Below are 20246 nucleotides of genomic sequence, written 5' to 3' on the forward strand. Positions count from 1 at the left end.
CGAACGAAGGAAGGTCCCGCCGTGACCACCCCGCCCACCCGACTACAGGACCAGGTCGCGATCGTGACCGGCGCAGGATCCGGGATCGGCCGCGCCACCGCACTCGCCCTCGCCCACGCGGGAGCCCACGTGCTCGCCGTGGGCCGCCGCGCCGAGGCCCTGAGGGACACCGCCGCCGAGCACCCCGGCATCGCCGTCCTCCCCGCCGACATCACCGGCGACGGCACCCCGCAGGCGGTGGTCGACGCGGCGACCGACCGCTGGGGCCGCCTCGACGTCCTGGTCAACAACGCCGGCGCCACCGCCGTCATGCCGCTGGCCGACACCGACGCCCAGCGCGTCGCCGACCTCCTGGCGCTCAACGTCACCGCCCCCAGCCTGCTCGCCAGGGCCGCGCTGCCGCACCTGCGCGCCGGTCGCGGCACGATCGTGAACGTCTCCAGCACGTACGGCCACCGCCCGCTGCCCGGCGCCGCCCACTACGCCGCCTCCAAGGCCGCTCTCGAACAGCTCACCCGCAGCTGGGCCCTGGAGCTGGCCGCCGACGGCATCCGCGTCAACGCCCTGGCCCCCGGCCCCACCGAGAGCGAGGCCCTGACCGCCGCCGGCCTGCCGGAGGACGTCGTCGAGCAGATCAAGCAGGAGGAGACCGACTGCATCCCCCTGGGCCGCCGCGGCACCCCGGAGGAGGTGGCCGCCTGGATCGTCCACCTCGCCGACCCCGCCGCCACCTGGCTCACCGGCCAGGTCCTCACCATCGACGGCGGCCTGGAACTCACCTGACCCAGGCACGCAAGCGATCTACAACGCACGCCGCTCCGTCAGGTCGCCGAGTCCTCGGCTCGCTGCCTGCGGTAGCTGCTGAGCAACTGGCTCCCGACCTCGACATACCCGGCGAACAACCCGATCACCTCGTGCAGCCGCTCCCGCGCGGGCCCGGCATCCACCAGATCCTGCCCCTCACGCAGAGCGGCGATCAGGGTCCTGGCCCGGGCCTGGCTGGCCTCCAGCAGCGACTCGATCCCTCCCGTCGCCTCGATGAGCAACCGCCGGCTACCAGGCTGCGGCATCACCTTGGCCAGACCCCAGGAAGCGAGCTGCCGTACCGCGGTGCTCACAGCCCCCTTGCTCAGCCCGAGCTCGGCGGCGATCGTGTCGAGCGAGATCGGCTCCTCGCTGAGGAGCAGCAGCCCGTAGACGCGCCCGGTCGCGTGCGGAAGGTTCCACGCGGCGAGCAGGTCGCCGACCGAGGTGATGAACGCCTCCCGCCCGCTCATCGCCCTGCTTGCTTCCATGCCGGGATCGTACGCAGGAACGCCTCGATCGCCTCGTTGACGGCCCGCGGGTCGTCCTGGTTGGCGATATGACCGGCGCCGGGGATGACGACCTCCTCGACGCCTTCGGCCGCGGCCCACCGGGGCATGGCGGAGGCGATGTTGCCGGTGCCGTCCCGTTCGCCGCGGATCAGGCACAGCGGCACCGGCGTGCGGTAGGCGGGATCGGGGGAGAGGAAGCCGGCGGTGGCCCGCCACACCTGGACGAACTCCCTCTTCGGCACCTGGCCGAAGGCCCGCCGGGCGTCCGCCCGCGCCTCCGGGGTGACCGCGGAGGCTTCGGCCATCAGCCGCGGAAGATCCTTGGCCGGCATCACCGACAACATCGGCGCCGCGGCCTTCACCAGCAGCCGTTCCCTCCAGGACAGCGCTGCCGTGTTCGGCGTCGCCCCGATGACGATCAGGGCCCGGGCGAGGCCGGGCTGCCGCCGGACGACGGCCTGGCCGAGATTGCCGCCGAGCGACTGCCCCACCAGCACCGGCCGGTCCAGCCCCAGGTGGCCGATCAGCGCGTACAGGTCCGCCATCGCCTGCTCGGCGGTGAACGGGACCCCGGCCGGACGCGACAGGCCGTGGCCGCGCAGGTCCCAGGCGACGACGCGACACCCCAGGCCCCGCAGGTGCTCCCATTGGGCCTCGAACATCACGTGGTCGGCCCCGGCTCCGTGGGAGAACACCACCGGTACGCCGTCGCCCCCGCTGTCGGCGTACCGCAGGTCGCACCCACGGACAGAGAGCTTGCCGGACAAATTCACCATATTCTAAATATAGTAAAATCTAGGTGGCCTTGCGGAGTTCGTACGTGTCGAACACGAGCCGATCAGAGATGATCCTGCCGTCTCGGACCGCGAGGTGATCGGCGGCCCGCAACGTCCCGAACGGCCCGGTCACCATGTCGTACATGATCATCGCTTCCTCGCCGTTCCCCAGCACAGAGAGGATCTTCACCGCGGCGACCACCTCGGCGAACTGCCCGATCGCCTCGACGACGGCGGAAGCTCCTTCGATGGTGCCTCGCGGGCTCTCGAAGACGATGTCCTCGGCGAGGTGGAGCGACACGGCGGTCAGATCGCGGCGGCCGAAGGCCTCGATGAACGCGACGGCGATCTCGGCAGGAGTCTTGGATGTGTTCATGACCTCTTGGACCGGACGAGCAGCCAAAACTCATCGGAGACCGGTGCTAGGGGGACAGCCCGATCCGGTAGAGCGCCAGGGCGGCGAAGCCGAGCAACGATCGATCCCAGGGCACCGGGAACGCGGCCGCGTCGATCTCATCGGCGTGGTCGCGAGCCTCGGCGAGGATCCCGAGCCCGGCCTCGGGAATCCGATCGCCGAGCCGGAGCGCGAGAGCGACGGCCGCGGTGAGCCGGACACCGAAGGCCCCGGCGTCGAGCAACGCCGCCAACCGGCCATCGACGGCAGGCTCGTCCGGGACGAGATAACCGAGGCTGAGATTCGCGCTCGCACGCGCCACCTCGCGCCCCTCGGCCGCGGACATCTCCACCAGGCACGAGACCACGGGCGGCGTGGCCGGGAACCAGGCCAGCAGCTCGGCCGCTCCCGCGGCGACCACCGGGTCACCATCCCCGGTCCAGGCGGCGAACCGACCGCTGATCGCGGCCGCCGCGAGATAGGCGTCGCGGTCCCAGGACACCGCGACCGCATCGCAGCTCTCGGGCTCGTCGCCGTCACCATCGCCATGAAGCCAGTCCACGACCGCCGCCACGTCGGCGCGGGTCACGTTCTCGGCCCGGGCGAACTCCCGGCCGGGCCTGAAGGGCAGATGGGTGTCGTCCCGATCTCCGAGCGCGACGATGCGGAGCAGGTCCAGCACGGCCGCCCGATCAGGGGTTGCCGGATCGTCCACCAGCTCGGCCAGGAACGGGATGACATGACAGCTGGCCTGCCACCGGGTTCCCTGGTGGTAGACGTTCCCGCGCAGCTGGTAATGAGCCTGGTGCCGTTCCCCGGTGTCCGCCGACGAAAGTGCTCTGAGCTGGCCGGGCACGTCGGCGGCCGGGCCGTACGCGTGGTGGAGGCCACCCCAGCCGACCGTCTCCAGAGCTTCCAGCACCACCACAGTCTCAGGGCGCGCAGTCCGGGACGTGGTCCCGCAGACCCAGCCTGCCCTCGTAAATGGCCACCTTGTGGGTGATCAGCTTGAGGCACTCGCCGAGCTCGTGCATCTGCGCGAGCACCCGTTCCCGATGCTCGCGCAGCACCTCCAGCCGCTCCACCTCGTTGCCCTGCCCCGCCCTGACGAGCTCGGTGTAGCGCCGGATGTCGGTCAGGGGCATGCCGGAGGCTCGCAGGCGGATGCACACGCCCAGCCAGTCGACATCGCCCTCGTCGTAGATCCGGTGGCCCGCGGTGCCCCGCCGTACCGGCTGGGCCAGCAGCCCCTCCCGCTCGTAGAACCGGAGGGTGTGCACGCTGAGCCCGGTGCGCTCGGCGACCTGGCCGATACTCAGACCCGACATGTCGCCCAGTTTGACTTAGAGTCCGCTCTAGATTCTAGGTTCCTGAAGTATGAGATATCGCATCCTCGGCGGCACCGGCATCGAGGTCAGCACCCACTGCCTCGGCACCATGATGTTCGGCTCGGCGGGCAACCCCGACCACGACGACAGCATCCGCATCATCCACGCCGCTCTCGACCACGGCATCAACTTCGTCGACACCGCCGACATGTACTCGGCGGGCGAGTCCGAGGAGATCGTGGGCAAGGCGCTGCAGGGCCGGCGCGACGAGGTGGTGCTCTCGACCAAGGTGCACTTCCAGATGGGGGAGGGCCCCAACCGCGGCGGCAACTCGCGGCGCTGGATCATGCGCGAGGTCGAGGCGAGTCTCAAGCGGCTGCGCACCGACTGGATCGACCTCTACCAGATCCACCGCCCCGACTACCGGACCGACATCGAGGAGACCCTCTCCGCCCTGACCGACCTGGTACGGCAGGGCAAGATCCGCGCCTTCGGCAGCTCTGCCTTCCCCGCGCACGAGACCGTCGAGGCCTACCACGTGGCCCGGCAGCGCGGCCTGTACCGGTTCCGCACCGAGCAGCCGCCGTACAACATCCTGGCCCGCGGCATCGAGGGCGACGTCCTGCCCACCGCGCAGCGCCTCGGCATGGGCGTGCTCACCTACAGCCCGCTGGGCTGGGGATTCCTGACCGGCCGCTACCGCAAGGGGCAGCAGGTCGACCTGTCACAGGGCCGCGCCGCCCGCGCCCCTGAACGGTTCGACCCCGCCATCCCGGTGAACGCGGCCAAGCTGGAGATCGTCGAGGAGCTGGTGAAACTGGCGGACGAGCTCGGCTGCACCCTCCCGGCGCTCGCCGTCGCCTTCGCCGCCGCACACCCGGCGGTCACCTCGGTCATCCTCGGCCCGCGCACGATGGAGCAGCTGGACGGCCTGCTGAAGGGCTCCTCCCTGGTGCTGGACGACGCCGTGCTCGACCGGATCGACGAGCTCGTGCCGCCAGGCACCAACGTCTACCACCCCGTCGGCCTCTGGAGCCCCGCCCCGCTGACCGACCCTGCCCTGCGCCGCCGCCCGCTCGGCGACCGCGCCGCGAGCTGACGCAGGCGCGCGCCTGCTCACCGGCACAGGGCCGGTGAGCAAGGACCGAGCAGGAAACGGTCATGATTGTGGCCAACCTGCTGTGTGACGCTCTCCCGGGGCCCGAAACGCTGGGCGTGCCTCCCGTGCGAAGCGACACCAAGGGGTAGAGAGCGTGTGCGGCGATGTCAGTGCTGCGAAGCGACCGGAGTCGGCGGCCTGCCGGCCGCCGCGGAGCTCCGCGCAGGCCCTGTTCGACGCGATGCTCGACGGATGGTCGCGGCACCAGCGCACCACCCAGCGCTGCAAGTCGGCCACGATCGGCCTGCGAGAGGACGTCGTGCGCAGGTTCGCCCGCTTCACCGGCGCGTATCCCTGGCAGTGGTCGCCCGAGCACCTCGACCTGTGGCTCTCCCATCTGACCGTCGAGCTGCGCCGGGCGCCTTCGACCGTCCGCGGGTACCAGTCGGCGCTGCGGTTCTTCTGCGAGTACGTGACCGCGCCCTACCAGGATTGGACGCGGGAGTGCGAGACCCGCTTCGGCAGCGTCCCCGTGCAGATCTGCCAGGACGACAGGGCGGCCGACTCCTTCGCCGGCCCCTTCGCCGGCCCCGGACGGCGGCCCATGACGCGCGAGGAGGTCCAGCGCTTCTTCGACCACGCCGACGACCAGGTGGAGGAGGCCATGCGGCGAGGGCACAAGGGGGCGCTGGCCCGCTACCGGGACGCCACCGTGTTCAAGGTTGTCTACGCCTGGGGACTGAGCGGCTCCGAGGCGTCCGCGCTGGACATCGGCGACTTCCAGCCGCATGCCGACGTGCCGGAGCTCGGCCGCTTCGGAGCCTTGAGCGTGCGGGCGAGCCGGCGAACGCAGGGGCTGCCGCAGCGACGGCGGACGGTCGTCAGCACGATGCCGTGGGCGGTGGACGCGGTGCGGGAGTACGTGGCCGAGGTCCGGCCGCGCTACCGCACCAGCCTGTCGCAGGCGCTGTGGCCGACCGAGCGGGGCGGGCGGCTGCGGACCAGGGAGATCGAGGATCGGTTCGCGGCGTACCGAGACGCGCTCGGGCTGGACCGGGCGCTGACGCCGTACTGCCTGCGCAGCGCGTACATGGCCCATCTGCTGATGGACGGCGCGGCTCTGACGTTCGTGCAGGAGCAGGTCGGGCACCGGCTTCCGGCCACGACCGCGAGCTGCGCCCGCCTGACGGACGGGGGATCGGGGTGAGCGTGAAGTACGAGTACCGGTGGCATCTGCGGAAGGTCATGGCCGACCGCGGCCTGTACGCCACCACGGACCTGCGGCCGTTGCTGGCACAGCGGGGGTTCTGGCTGTCGCAGAGCCAGGTCTACCGGCTGGTGGCCGAGCGGCCCGTACGGCTGAACCTGCGGCTGCTGATGGCCCTGCTGGACATCCTGGGGTGCACGATGGCGGACCTGATCGAGCCGATCCCCGCCTCCGGGGATCGAGCGGCGGCCACCGCCGCGAGCAGGTTCGCCCCGCCCCGGCCGAAGCGGGCGAACGTACTGCCGGACTGACCCGCGCTGCCGGACTGACCCGCGCTGCCGGACTGACCCGCGGGGACCTCGGCGAGACAGCGCCGCGAGCAGGCTCATCGCCGCCGCCCGGGGCCCGATCGCGGCGACCGCCTCGGACGGCCGCCGTACCGGGTGGGCAGCGAATGGACAGGCTTCGGCCTGGAAACTGGGCAGGACGCCGGTGAACGGTGTTCGCCATGCATCTGCCCGCCATGAGACGCCGCGCGCCGCGGCACGCCAGGCACGCGCCCTCACCGGGCATACCGGCCCGCATCCCCGAGCTCGACGCCCTGCGGCTGGTGGCGGCCCTGTCCGTGGCCCTGTTCCACTACACCTTCTCCGGCTGGGCGGGCGGCACCACCACGGTGCCGTACGAGGAGCTGGGCGCCTGGACCCGCTACGGGTATCTGGGCGTCGACCTGTTCTTCATGATCAGCGGCTTCGTGGTGCTGATGAGCGCCTGGACCGCGACGCCACGGCGGTTCGTGACCTCGCGGGTGGCCAGGCTGTATCCGGCGTACTGGTTCGCCGTCCTGGCCACCGCGCTCGTCACCCTGGTGCTGGGCGGGGAACTCTTCACCGTCTCCGTGGAGCAGGTCCTGGTGAACCTGACGATGTTCCAGGCCGTCGTGGACGTGCCCGACGTCGACGTCGTCTACTGGACACTCTGGGCCGAGATGCGGTTCTACCTCCTCATCCTGGCCCTGACCTGGATCGGCGTCGCCCGATCGCGGGTCATGGGCGTGCTGTGGGGATGGCTGGCCCTGACCGCGCTGGTCGAGGCCGGGCTGCTGCCCCGCGCGGCCGACCTGGTCGTGCAGTCGGAGTTCTCGCACTACTTCATCGCCGGCATGGCCCTGTTCCTGGCTCGACAGGGCCGGATGACCTGGCCCCTCGGCCTGCTCCTCGTACTGTGCCTGGGGAACGCCGTCCACCGCGCGCTCGGCTACGCCGCCGCGGTCGGGCGGCGTTACTCCGTGACCTACGACGAAATCACGGTGGCCGCGGCGGTAATCGTGATCTTCGCCGTCGTGGCGATGGTCGCGCTCGGCGCCACCCGGCGGCTGGGACGGCCGTGGATGGTGTCCGCCGGAGCGCTCACGTACCCGCTCTACCTGCTGCACGCCCACCTGGGCTTCATCCTGATCGAGCACGTCGGTGCCACCGTGAACAGGTACGCGCTGCTTCTGGCACTGGTTGCGGCCATGAGTGCCATGGCCTGGCTCGTCCACCGCTTCGTCGAGCGTCCCGTGGCCCCGCTGATCAGGCGTACCCTCGCTTGAGGGCACGCCCGTGCCCATCCTCCAGCAGACCTACGCAAGCAACAAGAAAGGCCACTCTCCGAAAATCGGATAGTGGCCTTTAACCGGTCGGACTATGTGGGGCTACCAGGACTTGAACCTGGGACCTCTTCCTTATCAGGGAAGCGCTCTAACCGACTGAGCTATAGCCCCGCTCGCACCCCGAACGTTATCGCATCCGCCTCACCGAGGCGAACCGGTTGTTCGGGACGAGGAAAAGCTTACAACCTCCGGCAGGCTGCTCGCGCCGTCCGCATGCCCCGTACGGCGCGAGCTCCGCCCTTACTCGGCCTCGCTGAAGGTCACCTCGACGCCCCCCACCAGGTCGGAGGCGATGTTGTAGATGACCGCCCCCAGCGTGGAAAGAGCCGTGATCAGTACGACGTTCACCGCCCCGATCAGGGCCGTGTAGCCGAGGATCCGTACGGGCTCGAACCAGGAGGCGATGTCGATCGGGATCGAGCTCTGCCCCTGCTCGCCCTGGCCGAGCTGGTTGACCAGGTCGACGATCGAGTCGAAGACGCCCAGGGCCGACAGCACGCCGTACAGGACGGCCACCGCCACGAACAGCACCACGAAGCAGACCAGGGAGACCACGAAGCTGAACTTCATGGCCGACCACGGCTCGACGCGGCGCAGGACCAAGTGGGCCTTGCGGGGCAGGCGGCCCCCGCCGGAGCTGGAGCCCTTCTTCTTGTTGCCGGTCAGCTCGATGGCCGGCGGAGCCTCGGTGGCCAGCGACGGGCGCAGGCGTACGGTCTCGTTGCCCTCCGGCTGCTGCTGCAACCCCTGCGGCGGGACAGGCGGGCCCTGAGGCCCGGAGGGCCCCGGCGGGCCGGGCGGGCCCGGCTGCGGCGAAGGCTTGTTGTCCTCCTTGGCCGGCATGGGCCTGCCCTGTGCGGGCGAGGTGTCCTGGCCTTCTTCGACCGCGTCGAACATCTCGGTCTCTGCGGGCTTCTTGGGCTGTCCGTTGCCCGAAGCCGCCTTGGTCCTGGCGGGACCACCCTGGGCGCTCATGAACTACTCTCCTCCCCCGTCTTCCTCATTCTCCACCGAAGTCTCCATGGACTCGGCGTTGCGGGCGAGGGCCACCACGCTGTCGCCTTCAGCGAGATTCATCAATCGCACTCCCATGGTCTGGCGGCCGGACTGCTTGATCTCGCCGGCACTCGTCCGGATCACCCCGCCGGCAGACGTGATCGCGAAAACCTCGTCCTCTGGGTTGACCATGACGGCTCCGACCAGCTTGCCACGGGAAGATACGATCTTCGCAGTCAGCACGCCTCTACCGCCACGTCCTTGAACTGGATACTGCTCCACTGGCGTCCGTTTTGCGTACCCAGCCTTCGTGGCGATAAGCACATCTTGACCGTCCGCGATCCGATTCATGGCGAGAAGTTCGTCACCTTCGAGGAACCTCATGCCGATCACACCGCTGGTCGCCCGTCCCATGGGACGGAGCGCCTCGTCAGAGGCGGTGAAGCGGATCGACTGCGCGCCCTTCGAGACGAGCAGCAGGTCGTCTTCCTCGGAGACCAGCCGGGCTCCGATGACCTCGTCGTCCTCCCGCAGGTTGATCGCGATCAGGCCGCCGGACCTGGGGGAGTCGTACTCGGACAGACGGGTCTTCTTGACCAGGCCACTGCGCGTGGCGAGGACGAGATAGGGGGCGACGTTGTAGTCGCGTAGGTCGAGAACCTCCATGACTGTTTCGTCGGGCTGCATGGCAAGAAGGTTCGCGAGATGCATGCCCCGGGCGTCGCGACCGGCGTCGGGCAGCTCGTACGCCTTGACGCGGTACACCCGCCCCTTGTTCGTGAAGAACAGCAGCCAGTGGTGCGTCGTGGTGACGAAGAAGTGGTCGACGATGTCGTCCTGGCGCAGCTGGGCACCGCGCACGCCCTTGCCACCGCGCTTCTGCGCCCGGTAGAGGTCGGTACGGGTGCGCTTGGCGTAGCCGCCCCTGGTGATCGTGACGACGATCTCGTCCTCGGCGATGAGGTCCTCGATCGACATGTCGCCGTCGTAGGCGATGATCTCGGTCTGCCGCTCGTCGCCGTAGCGGTGGACGATCTCGGCCAGCTCCTCGTTGATGATCTCGCGCTGCCGGCTCTCGCTGGCCAGGATCGCGTTGTACTCGGCGATCTGCGTCATCAGGGAGTCGAACTCGTCCTGGATGGCCTGGCGCTCCAGGGCGGCCAGCTTGCGCAGCTGCATGTCGAGGATGGCCTGCGCCTGCACCTCGTCGATCTCCAGCAGCGCCATGAGGCCCTGCTGGGCGGCGGAGGCCGACTCCGAGGCCCGGATGAGGGCGATGACGTCGTCGAGCCGCTCCAGGGCCTTCAGCAGCGCGCGCAGGATGTGGGCGCGCTCCTCGGCCTTGCGGAGCAGGTAACGCGTCCGGCGGACGATGACCTCGATCTGGTGGGCCACGTAGTGCCGGATGAACTGGTCGAGCCGCAGCGTGCGCGGCACGCCGTCGACCAGCGCCAGCATGTTGGCGCCGAAGGTGTCCTGGAGCTGGGTGTGCTTGTACAGGTTGTTGAGCACGACCTTGGCGACCGCGTCGCGCTTGAGCACGATGACCAGGCGCTGGCCCACGCGCGAGGAGCTCTCGTCGCGTACGTCGGCGATGCCGGTGAGCTTGCCCTCACGCACCAGCTCGGCGATCTTCAGCGCCAGGTTGTCGGGGTTGACCTGGTACGGCAGCTCGGTGACGACCAGCGCCTGCCGCCCCTTGTCCTCCTCGACCTCGACCACGGCCCGCATGGTGATCGAGCCGCGGCCCGTGCGGTACGCGTCCTCGATGCCCCGGCGGCCCACGATGAGCGCCTTGGTCGGGAAGTCGGGGCCCTTGACCAGCCTGATGGCCGCTTCGAGCAGCTCCTCGTCGCCGGCCTCCGGGTTCTCCAGCGCCCACTTGACCGCCGAGGCGACCTCGCGCAGGTTGTGCGGCGGGATGTTGGTGGCCATGCCGACGGCGATGCCGCCCGAGCCGTTGACCAGCAGCTGCGGGAAGCGCGACGGCAGGACGTCGGGCTCCTGCGACTTGCCGTCGTAGTTGGGGCGGAAGTCGACGGTCTCCTTGTCGATGTCCCGCAGCATCTCCATGGCGATGGGCGCGAGCTTGCACTCGGTGTAGCGCATCGCCGCCGCCGGGTCGTTGCCGGGCGAGCCGAAGTTGCCCTGCCCGTCGACCAGCGGGTACCGCAGCGACCAGTTCTGCGCCAGGCGGACCAGCGCGTCGTAGATCGAGGTGTCGCCGTGCGGGTGGTAGGTGCCCATCACGTCACCGACGACGCGGGCGCACTTGAAGTACCCGCGGTCGGGACGGTAGCCACCGTCGTACATCGCGTAGAGCACCCGCCGGTGCACTGGTTTGAGGCCGTCGCGCACGTCCGGCAGCGCTCTGGACACGATGACCGACATCGCGTAGTCCATGTAGCTGCGCTGCATCTCGGACTGGATGTCCACAGGCTCGATGCGGTCAGCCGGGGGAGTGGTGTTCACGTCCGTCACAGGTGTTGGTCCTTCTTAAACGTCGAGGAAGCGAACGTCGCGCGCGTTACGGATGATGAAGTCGCGCCGCGCCTCCACGTCTTCCCCCATCAACACGCTGAACAGGTCGTCGGCCTGCGCGGCGTCGTCGAGCGTGACCAGGCGCAGCAGCCGGGTCGCCGGGTTCATCGTGGTCTCCCAGAGCTGGCCGGCGTTCATCTCGCCGAGGCCCTTGAAGCGTTGTACGTTGTCGCGCGGCCGCGGGTCGGGCTTGCCGTTGGAGATGCCCTCGGCGATCACCGCGTCGCGCTCGCTGTCGGAGTAGGCGTAGGAGGCGTCCTCGCCCTTGCGATCCCACTTGATCTTGTACAGCGGCGGGCACGACAGGTAGACGTGACCGGCCTCGATCAGCGGCCGCATGAACCTGAACAGCAGCGTCAGCAGCAGCGTGTTGATGTGCTGGCCGTCGACGTCGGCGTCGGCCATGAGGATGACCTTGTGGTAGCGCAGCTTGGCGATGTCGAACTCGTCGTGCACGCCGGTGCCCAGCGCCGTGATCAGGGCCTGGACCTCGTTGTTCTTCAGGACCTTGTCGATCCGCGCCTTCTCGACGTTGAGGATCTTGCCGCGGATGGGCAGGATCGCCTGGAAGCGCGAGTCGCGGCCGCCCTTGGCCGAGCCGCCGGCCGAGTCGCCCTCGACGATGAACAGCTCGCACTTCTCCGGGTCGTTCCACTGGCAGTCGGCCAGCTTGCCCGGCAGGCCGCTGCCCGCCTCAAGCAACGACTTGCGCCTGGTCAGGTCGCGCGCCTGGCGCGCGGCGATGCGGGCGCGGGAGGCCTGCAGGGACTTGTTGATGATGTCCTTGGCCTCGCCGGGGTTGCGCTCGAACCAGTCGCGCAGGTGGTCGTTGCAGGCCTTCTGCACGAACGACTTCGCCTCGGTGTTGCCGAGCTTGGTCTTCGTCTGCCCCTCGAACTGCGGATCGGACAGCTTGACCGAGATGATCGCGGTCAGCCCCTCGCGGACGTCCTCACCGCTGAGGTTGTCGTCCTTGCCCTCCTTGAGGAACTTCTGCTCGCGCGCGTAACGGTTGACGATGGACGTCAGCGCCGCGCGGAAGCCCTCCTCGTGGGTGCCGCCCTCCGCGGTGTTGATCACGTTGGCGAAGCTGTAGACGGACTCCGAGTAGGAGTTGTTCCACTGCATCGCGATCTCGACCGCGAGCCCGTCGCTCTCCTCCTCGAAGGCGATGATCGACGCGTGCGCCGGCTCCTTCTTGGCGTTGAGGTGCTGCACGAAGTCGGACAGCCCGCCCTCGTAGTGGTAGGTGACGTTGTGCACCTCACCGTTGATGTGGTCGGGACGCTCGTCGGTCAGCGAGATCGTCAGGCCCTTGTTGAGGAAGGCCATCTCCTGGAAGCGCCGCGAGAGCGTCTCGTAGTTCCACGTCGTGGTCTCGAAGATGTCGGGGTCGGGCCAGAACGTGACCGTGGTGCCGGTCTCGTCGGTCTCCTCGCCCTTGGCCAGCGGCGCCGTGGGCTTGGACATCTCGTAGCGCTGCCGCCAGAAGTGCCCGTTCTGCTTGACCTCCACCTCCATGGCGGTGGACAGCGCGTTGACGACGGCCGAGCCGACGCCGTGCAGACCGCCCGAGACCGCGTAGGACTGGCTGTCGAACTTGCCGCCCGCGTGCAGCGTGGTCAGCACGACCTCGACGGCCGAGCGCTTCTCCACCGGGTGGATGCCGGTGGGGATGCCGCGCCCGTTGTCGACCACGCGCACGCCGTTGTCGGCGAGCAGCGTGACGTGAATGGTGTCGGCGAAACCGGCCAGCGCCTCGTCCACCGCGTTGTCGACGATCTCTTGCACGAGGTGGTGCAGACCGCGCTCGCCGGTGGAACCGATATACATACCCGGGCGCTTGCGAACCGCTTCAAGCCCTTCGAGTACGGTGATTGAGCTAGCGTCGTAGGACAACTGCGAAATCCTCCTGCCGCGGACACGCGGCGGGGGAGGCCATCAACTAGCGAAGCTGCCCCTGCCGTGCCCGTCACCGTCGTGAGTGCCCCGATGCGCGGTCACCCAGGGGAGTCGGCTTGCTGCCGGGGTGACACGCAAGCGGACGTGTCCGGAATCCTTTTTCATTCTACCGCTTCCTGAGGACCAAAGTGGCAATGAACGCGCCTGTGATGCCCGCTAGCTCGTTTGGCCCCCGGGCAAGCATCCCCCCTCCGGAAAGGGGGCTTATCGCGTCTGCGGCTGTCTGATCGCCCCGAGCGCCTTTCCGGAGCCGCCGTGGACGCCCGCTGTGGACGACCGCTACCCGTAGGTGTCACGGGGGCCCCGCCTTCCGGTCACCCGCAATCCCCCTGATGGACGCGGAGCGTTCTGCGGACCTCTGACCTTGACCTTTGTCACCGTGCCGTCGCCGAGCTCCTCGTTCAGCCTGCGTACGAGGGTGCGGGCGAGCAGCCTCACCTGCGTGGCCCACGCCGTCGAGTCGGCCGCGATCAGCACCTCTCCGTCGTCGAACGACTCGGGCTTGGTGTGGGCGGCCAGGTCAGGGCCCACGATCTCGACCCAGCGGCCGAACACCGCGCCCACCTTCGCCGGGCGCTCCCAGCCGCGATCGGCCAGCAGATCGGCGATCGCGCGTCCGAAAAGCTGCGGGTCGCCGTTCTCCCTGCGCGGGCCGGCGGCCTTCCGCCTGGGCTCGCGGCGGGGGAGCTGGCCGCGCTTGGCGGCGTCGGCCTTGGCCTGGGCGAGCTTCTCCCGAGCCATGGCCACCCCCCTGGCCGTCGCATTCTCCCCCCCAACCGCCGAAGGTCCCTTCGCCCCCGCCGCAGGCCCGCCACCGGCCGCCTGTGCACCGGTCGCCCCCACCTGTGGACGGTCGCCCGCCGCCGCGTGGCCACCCGCCGATCCCGGCTGCGGTCGTCCACCGGAAGCCCCAGCCTGTGGATAACCGGCGCCCCTCGGCGGAAAACCGCGCGCGTCGTCAGCGGACACGGGTCACACCTCCCTCGGCGACGTCGAACCTGCCCCCCGCCAGCTCCCGCGGCACGTCATCCGGAACGGCGGCCGTGATCAGCACCTGCTCGGCCGGCGCCACCATCTCCGCGAGCCGCCGCCGGCGCTGGCTGTCGAGCTCGGCGAACACGTCGTCGAGGATCAGCACGGGATCACCCCCGTCGGCCCGCAGCAGGTCGTACGCCGCCAGCCGCAACGCCAGCGCGAACGACCAGGACTCGCCGTGGCTGGCGTAACCCCGGGCAGGCAGGTCGCCCAGCCCGAGAACCAGATCGTCGCGGTGCGGCCCGACGAGCGTGACCCCCCGTTCGAGCTCAGACGAACGGACCTCCAATAGCCGCTCCCGCAGACGTTCTTCAAGGGTTTTCCCCAAGTCTGTGGATAACGTCTGTGTATCGAAAGATCCCCGCTCACCGGGGACTTCGCCCTCCGGACCCCCCTCACCCGGATCCCCACCTGTGGACAACGTGCTGCGGTAGGCCAGCGTCGCCGGAGCGCTCGACGGGGCGAGCGCGGCGTACGATCCGGCCACCAGCGGGCGCAGCGCCTCGATGAGCTCCAGCCGCCCCCGAAGCAGCTCCGCGCCGTGGCGGGCGAGATGGGCGTCCCAGACCTCCAGCGTGCTCAGCACGTCGCCGGCACCGGCCGCGGCGAACCCGCTGTCCCTCTCCTGCCGCCGCGGGCTCCTGCTGCCCCTGCGGGCCTGCGCGGCCGTACGCAGCAGAGCGCCGCGCTGCTTCAGCACGCGGTCGTAGTCGGCGCGCACCCCGGCGAACCTGGGGGTCCTGGCTACGAGCAGGTCGTCGAGGAAGCGGCGGCGTTCGGACGGATCGCCCTTCGACAGCGCGAGGTCCTCGGGGGCGAACAGCACCGTGCGCAGCAGGCCGACCACGTCGCGGGCCCTGGAGACGGGCGAGCGGTTGAGCCGGGCGCGGTTGGCCCGCCCCGGGTTGATCTCCAGCTCGATCAGCGCCCGCCGATCGTCCCTGTGGACGGCGCAGCGCACGATCGCCCGGGTGGCTCCCTGGCGCACCAGGGGCGCGTCGCTGGCCACCCGGTGGCTGGAGTGCGTCGCGACGTAGCCGAGGGCCTCGACCAGGTTGGTCTTGCCCTGGCCGTTGGGCCCCACGAACGCCGTGACGCCCGGCTCCAGGCCGAGCTCCACGGACGCGTAGGACCGGAAGTCGGTCAGCGAGAGGTGGGCGACATGCACCCCACGAGGTTAGTGCGCCTCACGGGTCACCGGGGTCACCGGCAGACGTTCTGTGGAAAACCCTGGTGTTGTGGATAACCCCGAAGCTCAGCGATCGACCTCGCGGGGCGGCGTCACGTCCGCGCCGGGGGAGTCGGCACCCTTGCCGGTGCTGCCCTCCGCCGAGGTGATCGCGTGGCCGCCGAACTGGTTGCGCAGCGCCGCCACGACCTTCATCGCGGGGGAGTCGTCCTGCCGCGAGGCGAACCTGGCGTACAGCGCGGCGGTGATGACCGGCAGCGGCACCGCGTGGTCCACGGCCGCCTGCACCGTCCACCGGCCCTCGCCGGAGTCCTGTGCGTAACCGCGGAGCTGCTCGAGGTGCTCGTCGTCGTCCAGCGCCCGCACCAGCAGGTCGAGCAGCCAGGAGCGGATCACGGTGCCGGTGCGCCAGCTGCTGAAGGAGCCCTTGACGTCCTTGACGACGTCGGAGGCCTCGAGGAGCTCCCAGCCCTCGGCGAAGGCCTGCATCATGCCGTACTCGATGCCGTTGTGGACCATCTTCGCGAAGTGCCCGGCGCCGACGTCGCCGGCGTGCACGAAGCCGTCCTCGCCCTCGGGCTTGAGCGTCTCGAAGATCGGCATCAGCCGGCCGACGTGCTCCTTGTCGCCGCCGCACATGAGCGCGTAGCCGTTCTGGAGGCCCCACACGCCGCCGCTCACGCCGCAGTCGACGAAGCCGATGCCCTTCTCGGCCAGCTCGGCGGCGTGCTTCTGGTCGTCCACGTAGTGGGAGTTGCCGCCGTCGATGACGATGTCGCCCTCGCTGAGCAGCTCGCCCAGGTCGTCGACGGTGGTCTGCGTGGGTTTGCCGGCGGGGACCATGACCCAGACGGCGCGCGGCGCCTGCAGGCGTTCGGTCAGCTCCTTGAGGCTGGCGACGTCGCTGATCGCCGGGTCGCGGTCGTAACCGACGACCTCATGACCGCCGCGGCGCAGCCGTTCGGCCATGTTGCCGCCCATCTTGCCCAGTCCGACCATGCCGATCTGCATGATGTACCCCCTTGTCAGACTTCCATCATCTCCGATGACAGGTTCAGCCTGACAGTCGGATGGGCATGATCAGGTAGCGGTAGTCCGTTACGGCACCGTCCTCCACAGGCTTGCCACCGGTGAGGATAGCGGGCTTCGTGGATGTGGTCATCTGGAGCCTCGCCACGTCGGAGTCGATGGCCCCCAGCCCTTCCAGCAGGAACTGGTGGTTGAAGGCGATGTTCATCTCCTCGCCGTCGTAATCCACAGGCAGTGCCTCGACGGCCTGCGCCTCGTCGCCGCTGCCGGCCTCCAGCACGACCTCGCCGCTCTTGAACGCCAGCCGTACAGGGGTGTTGCGCTCGGCGACCAGGGCCACGCGCTTGACCGCCTCGACGAACGGGCCTGTGGACAGGTCCGCGCGGGCGGAGAACTCGGTGGGCAGCAGCGAGCGGTACTTCGGGAACTCGGGGTCGAGCAGCCGCGTCGTCGTGCGCCGCCCGGCGCTGGAGAAGCCGATCATGCCCTCGCCCGTGCCGCCGGCGGAGCTGAGCGCGATCTCCACCTCGGCGCCCGTCGCGCCGAGCGCCTTCGCCGTGTCGGCGAGCGTCTTGCCGGGGATCATCGCGATGGCGGCGAAGTCGGGCTGCCCCGGCTGCCACTTCAGCTCGCGTACGGCCAGCCGGTAGCGGTCGGTCGCGGCCAGGGTGACCGTGTCGCCCTCGATCTCCATCCGTACGCCCGTCAGCATCGGCAGCGTGTCGTCGCGGCCCGCGGCGACCGCGACCTGGCCGACGGCGGAGGCGAACACGTCGCTGCCGACCCGGCCCGCGGCCGGCGGCATGGCCGGGAGGCTCGGGTAGTCCTCCACAGGCATGGTCAGCAGGGTGAACCGGGCGCTGCCGCACGTGACGACCGCCTTGGCACCGTCCACCACGAAGTCCACAGGCTGTGCGGGAAGCGCGCGCGTGATCTCGGCGAGCAGCTTGCCCGAGACCAGCACCACCCCGGGCTCACCCGTGTGCAGCTCGAGCGTCACCTCCGCGGAGACCTCGTAGTCGAAGCCGGACAGCTTGAGCTGCTGCGCCTCGGTGACCTCCAGGCGCATGCCGGCGAGAACGGGCACCGACGGGCGCGCCGGGAGGCTGCGTGCCGTCCATGCCACCGCCTCAGCGAGGACGTCTCGCTCGATTCGGAACATCACGGTGATCAGCCTCCTGGGTTCGTCGTTGATTGAAGGATCTCAAGGATCCACCCTCCCGGACTCGCGCTCCGGGAGAACCCCTCTATGGGTCTTTGAGTTTCTTAGTTAGAGAGATAGGAAGTCATCACACTAGGGGCTGTGGAAACTGTGGACAACTGGCGTCCTGCCTGGTCAGTGGGCCTTTTTTCATCCACTGAGGCTGTGGGTGACGCCTGGGGAGAACTCCGCCGCCTGGGGATGGAGATTCTTCGCCCACAGGCCGTCCCCAGATCATGGTGCCGTCATCCACGGAGAGACGGGGGTTATCCACGAGGTTTCCACAGGTTATCCACGGGGTAAAAGGGGCCCTTCTGGAGCCCCAGATCCGTTGTTCACAGTCCGTCCACACGTTGTCCACTGGTAGTCCCCAGGTTGCCCACAGGATGTCCCCACCGTTGTCCCCAACCCATGTGGACGGATTTTTCCCAGCATTGTCGGGCGAACGGCGGGTGAATTTTTGTGTTTCCGCTGGTCCACAGCGTTTTCCACAGGCTGTGTATGAACTCAAGATCCACGCTGTGTCTGCTTGATCCGCATTGTTAGCTCGTTGACCTGGTTGTACATCGACCTGCGCTCGGCGATGAGCGACCGGATCTTCCGCTCCGCGTGCATGACGGTGGTGTGGTCGCGGCCGCCGAACTGCTGGCCGATCTTCGGCAGTGACAGCTCGGTCAGCTCGCGCGCCAGGTACATGGCGATCTGCCGGGCGTTGACGAGCGCCCGGCTGCGCGAGGTGCCGCACAGGTCGTCGATGCTGATGCCGAAGTACTGGGCGGTCTCGCTCATGATGGCCGCGATGGTGATCTCGGTGTCGGACTCCGAGGTGATCAGATCCTTCAGCACCACCTCGGCGAGCTGCAGGTCCACACCCTGCCGGTTGAGGCTGGCGAACGCGGTGACCCTGATCAGCGCGCCCTCGAGCTCGCGGATGTTGGTGGAGATCCGGCTGGCGATGTACTCCAGCACCTCGGGCGGCGCGGCCAGGCCCTCCTGGATGGCCTTCTTCCTGAGGATGGCGATCCGGGTCTCCAGCTCGGGCGGCTGGACGTCGGTGATCAGGCCCCACTCGAACCGGTTGCGCAGCCGGTCCTCCAGCGTGATGAGCTGCTTGGGCGCCCGGTCGCTGGAGATGACGATCTGCTTGTTGGCGTTGTGCAGGGTGTTGAAGGTGTGGAAGAACTCCTCCTGCGTCTGCTCCTTGCCCTCCAGGAACTGGATGTCGTCCACGAGCAGGATGTCGATCGCCCGGTAGCGGCCGCGGAAGCCGTCGGCCTTGTGGTCGCGGATGCTGTTGATGAAGTCGTTGGTGAACTCTTCTGAGCTCACGTACCTGACCCGCGCCCCGTCGTACAGGCTCTGGGCGTAATGCCCGATCGCGTGCAGCAGATGTGTCTTCCCCAGCCCCGAGTCACCGTAGATGAACAGCGGGTTGTACGCCTTCGCTGGGGATTCGGCCACCGCCACGGCCGCCGCGTGGGCGAATCGGTTGCTGGCGCCGATGACGAATGTCTCGAATGTGTACTTCTGATTGAGCCTGGCCGGTTCGCTGGGCTTGTTGCTCTTCGCCTCCCACCGGTTCGGGGCCGGCTCCGGCGACTTCTCCACAGGCGGTGTGTACGGCTGGGCCTGTTCAAAAGAGAAGCCCTGCTGTGGATATTCGGTGGATATCTGGGGCTGCTCCGGCTGTGGAGAATAGAACTGTGGAGGCTCGGAAGCCTGGTTGTGCTGCGGTTGCACGGGCTGTGCATAACGCAGCTGACTCTCCACACCCTGGGGATAACTCTGAGTCACAGGCTGTTGATGAGCGTCGCCGGCGGGCTGCTCGGGCGCCGCTGTGTCGATCATCACGGCCACCCGCATGGTCCGGCCGAGCTCCTGGGAGAGCGCGTGGGTCACCAGCGGGCGCAGCTTGTTGCTCTCGATGAGGTCCTTGAGGAAGTCGTTGGGGACGCCGAGCACGATCGTGTCGTTGGCCAGGGCGATCGGCCGCACCATCGACAGCCAGGTGCGCTGCTGGATGGGCACGTTCTCGTTGAGGAAGTTGCCCAGGGCCCTCGCCCATACCGTGCCGAGGTCGACACCGTTCATGGTGCGGCTCCCCCTCCTCCCTCTCGCGGCCCCCCGCGATCGTTATCCACATGACGCGGTCGCCCACAGCGATCGGCGACGCGTTCGTCCACACGTGGGGGCAGGGCTTCCCGCTCCCGTCCTCCACAGGCGATCCACACGCTGTCCACAGGGCTTGAGCGGGCCTGGAAGGGCCGACAGTATCTTTGTGCACAGCTGTGTTCAAGCGTTGTCCACAGCCTAGTGGCACCGGAGTGCACATCTTGTGGACGTGGGGCCGGCGGTGGAAAAGTGGCCTGTGGATTAGTGGACAACCGGTCTGGTTTGACCTGGACGGTGCTTGGCCCGTAACGTACGACGGTCGGCTTGTCACGCGACGGCTATTTCGCGTGCCCTCGTAAACTGGCAGGCCCATCCATGTGTCTTAAGCGTCCTTGTGGCGCACCATC

General features: G+C 68.9%; 18 protein-coding genes and 1 tRNA gene. 5 read left to right on the plus strand and 14 right to left on the minus strand.

The features are described from left to right. Positions 1-21 precede the first annotated feature (21 nt). Positions 22-783: an SDR family NAD(P)-dependent oxidoreductase gene (locus HD593_RS57865; RefSeq protein WP_312904411.1), complete on the plus strand. Its 762-nt coding sequence runs from the start codon at positions 22-24 to the stop codon at positions 781-783. Positions 784-821: 38 nt separating this feature from the next. Here the strand turns inward: HD593_RS57865 and HD593_RS57870 are convergent, their stop codons facing one another. The 5 genes from HD593_RS57870 to HD593_RS57890 are packed head-to-tail and all read right to left on the minus strand — an operon-like array spanning position 822 to position 3814. Further along, on the minus strand, positions 822-1295 hold the full coding sequence (locus HD593_RS57870; protein WP_185111311.1) for a GbsR/MarR family transcriptional regulator: 474 nt from the start codon (positions 1293-1295) through the stop codon (positions 822-824). Beyond that, positions 1274-2092, minus strand: a complete 819-nt coding sequence (locus HD593_RS57875) for an alpha/beta fold hydrolase (protein ID WP_185111312.1) — start codon at positions 2090-2092, stop codon at positions 1274-1276. The genes HD593_RS57870 and HD593_RS57875 overlap by 22 nt, the downstream gene beginning before the upstream one ends. 19 nt (positions 2093-2111) lie before the next feature. Further along, positions 2112-2468: a nuclear transport factor 2 family protein gene (locus HD593_RS57880; protein ID WP_185111313.1), complete on the minus strand. Its 357-nt coding sequence runs from the start codon at positions 2466-2468 to the stop codon at positions 2112-2114. A gap of 46 nt (positions 2469-2514) precedes the next feature. Beyond that, on the minus strand, positions 2515-3408 hold the full coding sequence (locus HD593_RS57885; protein WP_185111314.1) for a hypothetical protein: 894 nt from the start codon (positions 3406-3408) through the stop codon (positions 2515-2517). A gap of 10 nt (positions 3409-3418) precedes the next feature. After that, a complete protein-coding gene (locus tag HD593_RS57890) occupies positions 3419-3814 on the minus strand; it encodes a MerR family transcriptional regulator (protein ID WP_185111315.1) in 396 nt (131 codons plus the stop codon). Positions 3815-3863: 49 nt separating this feature from the next. Between HD593_RS57890 and HD593_RS57895 the strand changes: the two genes are divergently transcribed. From HD593_RS57895 to HD593_RS57910, 4 genes are all read left to right on the plus strand, one after another. Further along, the gene (locus tag HD593_RS57895) at positions 3864-4913 is read left to right on the plus strand and encodes an aldo/keto reductase (protein ID WP_185111316.1); all 1050 of its coding nucleotides are present in this window, start codon (positions 3864-3866) and stop codon (positions 4911-4913) included. A 154-nt stretch (positions 4914-5067) separates the two neighbouring features. Beyond that, entirely contained in the window at positions 5068-6120 is a 1053-nt protein-coding gene (locus HD593_RS64925; RefSeq protein WP_185111317.1) for a tyrosine-type recombinase/integrase, read from the plus strand. Continuing rightward, complete coding sequence (locus HD593_RS57905) at positions 6117-6431, plus strand: helix-turn-helix domain-containing protein (protein ID WP_185111318.1); 315 nt, start codon at positions 6117-6119, stop codon at positions 6429-6431. Before HD593_RS64925 ends, HD593_RS57905 begins: the two co-directional genes overlap by 4 nt. A gap of 197 nt (positions 6432-6628) precedes the next feature. Beyond that, positions 6629-7714, plus strand: coding sequence for an acyltransferase family protein (locus tag HD593_RS57910; RefSeq protein WP_185111319.1), 1086 nt, complete (start codon positions 6629-6631; stop codon positions 7712-7714). 97 nt (positions 7715-7811) lie between these two features. Here the strand turns inward: HD593_RS57910 and HD593_RS57915 are convergent. From HD593_RS57915 to dnaA, 9 genes are all read right to left on the minus strand, one after another. After that, positions 7812-7885: transfer RNA gene (locus tag HD593_RS57915), tRNA-Ile, on the minus strand. 129 nt (positions 7886-8014) lie between these two features. Further along, complete coding sequence (locus HD593_RS57920; RefSeq protein WP_185111320.1) at positions 8015-8749, minus strand: DUF3566 domain-containing protein; 735 nt, start codon at positions 8747-8749, stop codon at positions 8015-8017. Between the two features lie 3 nt (positions 8750-8752). Next, positions 8753-11251, minus strand: a complete 2499-nt coding sequence (gene gyrA / locus HD593_RS57925; RefSeq protein ID WP_185111321.1) for a DNA gyrase subunit A — start codon at positions 11249-11251, stop codon at positions 8753-8755. Positions 11252-11266: 15 nt separating this feature from the next. Beyond that, positions 11267-13210 carry a DNA topoisomerase (ATP-hydrolyzing) subunit B gene (gene gyrB, locus HD593_RS57930; protein WP_185111322.1) on the minus strand — a complete coding sequence of 648 codons (1944 nt, stop codon included), beginning with the start codon at positions 13208-13210 and terminating at the stop codon, positions 11267-11269. Positions 13211-13552: 342 nt separating this feature from the next. Beyond that, the gene (locus HD593_RS57935; protein WP_185111323.1) at positions 13553-14014 is read right to left on the minus strand and encodes a DciA family protein; all 462 of its coding nucleotides are present in this window, start codon (positions 14012-14014) and stop codon (positions 13553-13555) included. A gap of 217 nt (positions 14015-14231) precedes the next feature. Next, positions 14232-15476, minus strand: a complete 1245-nt coding sequence (gene recF / locus HD593_RS57940; protein ID WP_185111324.1) for a DNA replication/repair protein RecF — start codon at positions 15474-15476, stop codon at positions 14232-14234. Positions 15477-15563: 87 nt separating this feature from the next. Then, entirely contained in the window at positions 15564-16508 is a 945-nt protein-coding gene (gnd, locus tag HD593_RS57945) for a phosphogluconate dehydrogenase (NAD(+)-dependent, decarboxylating) (protein ID WP_185111325.1), read from the minus strand. A 43-nt stretch (positions 16509-16551) separates the two neighbouring features. After that, complete coding sequence (gene dnaN, locus HD593_RS57950; protein WP_185111326.1) at positions 16552-17691, minus strand: DNA polymerase III subunit beta; 1140 nt, start codon at positions 17689-17691, stop codon at positions 16552-16554. 543 nt (positions 17692-18234) lie between these two features. Continuing rightward, positions 18235-19818, minus strand: a complete 1584-nt coding sequence (gene dnaA, locus HD593_RS57955; RefSeq protein WP_185111327.1) for a chromosomal replication initiator protein DnaA — start codon at positions 19816-19818, stop codon at positions 18235-18237. Positions 19819-20246 lie beyond the last annotated feature (428 nt).

This window comes from Nonomuraea rubra (assembly GCF_014207985.1).
GTDB lineage: Bacteria > Actinomycetota > Actinomycetes > Streptosporangiales > Streptosporangiaceae > Nonomuraea > Nonomuraea rubra.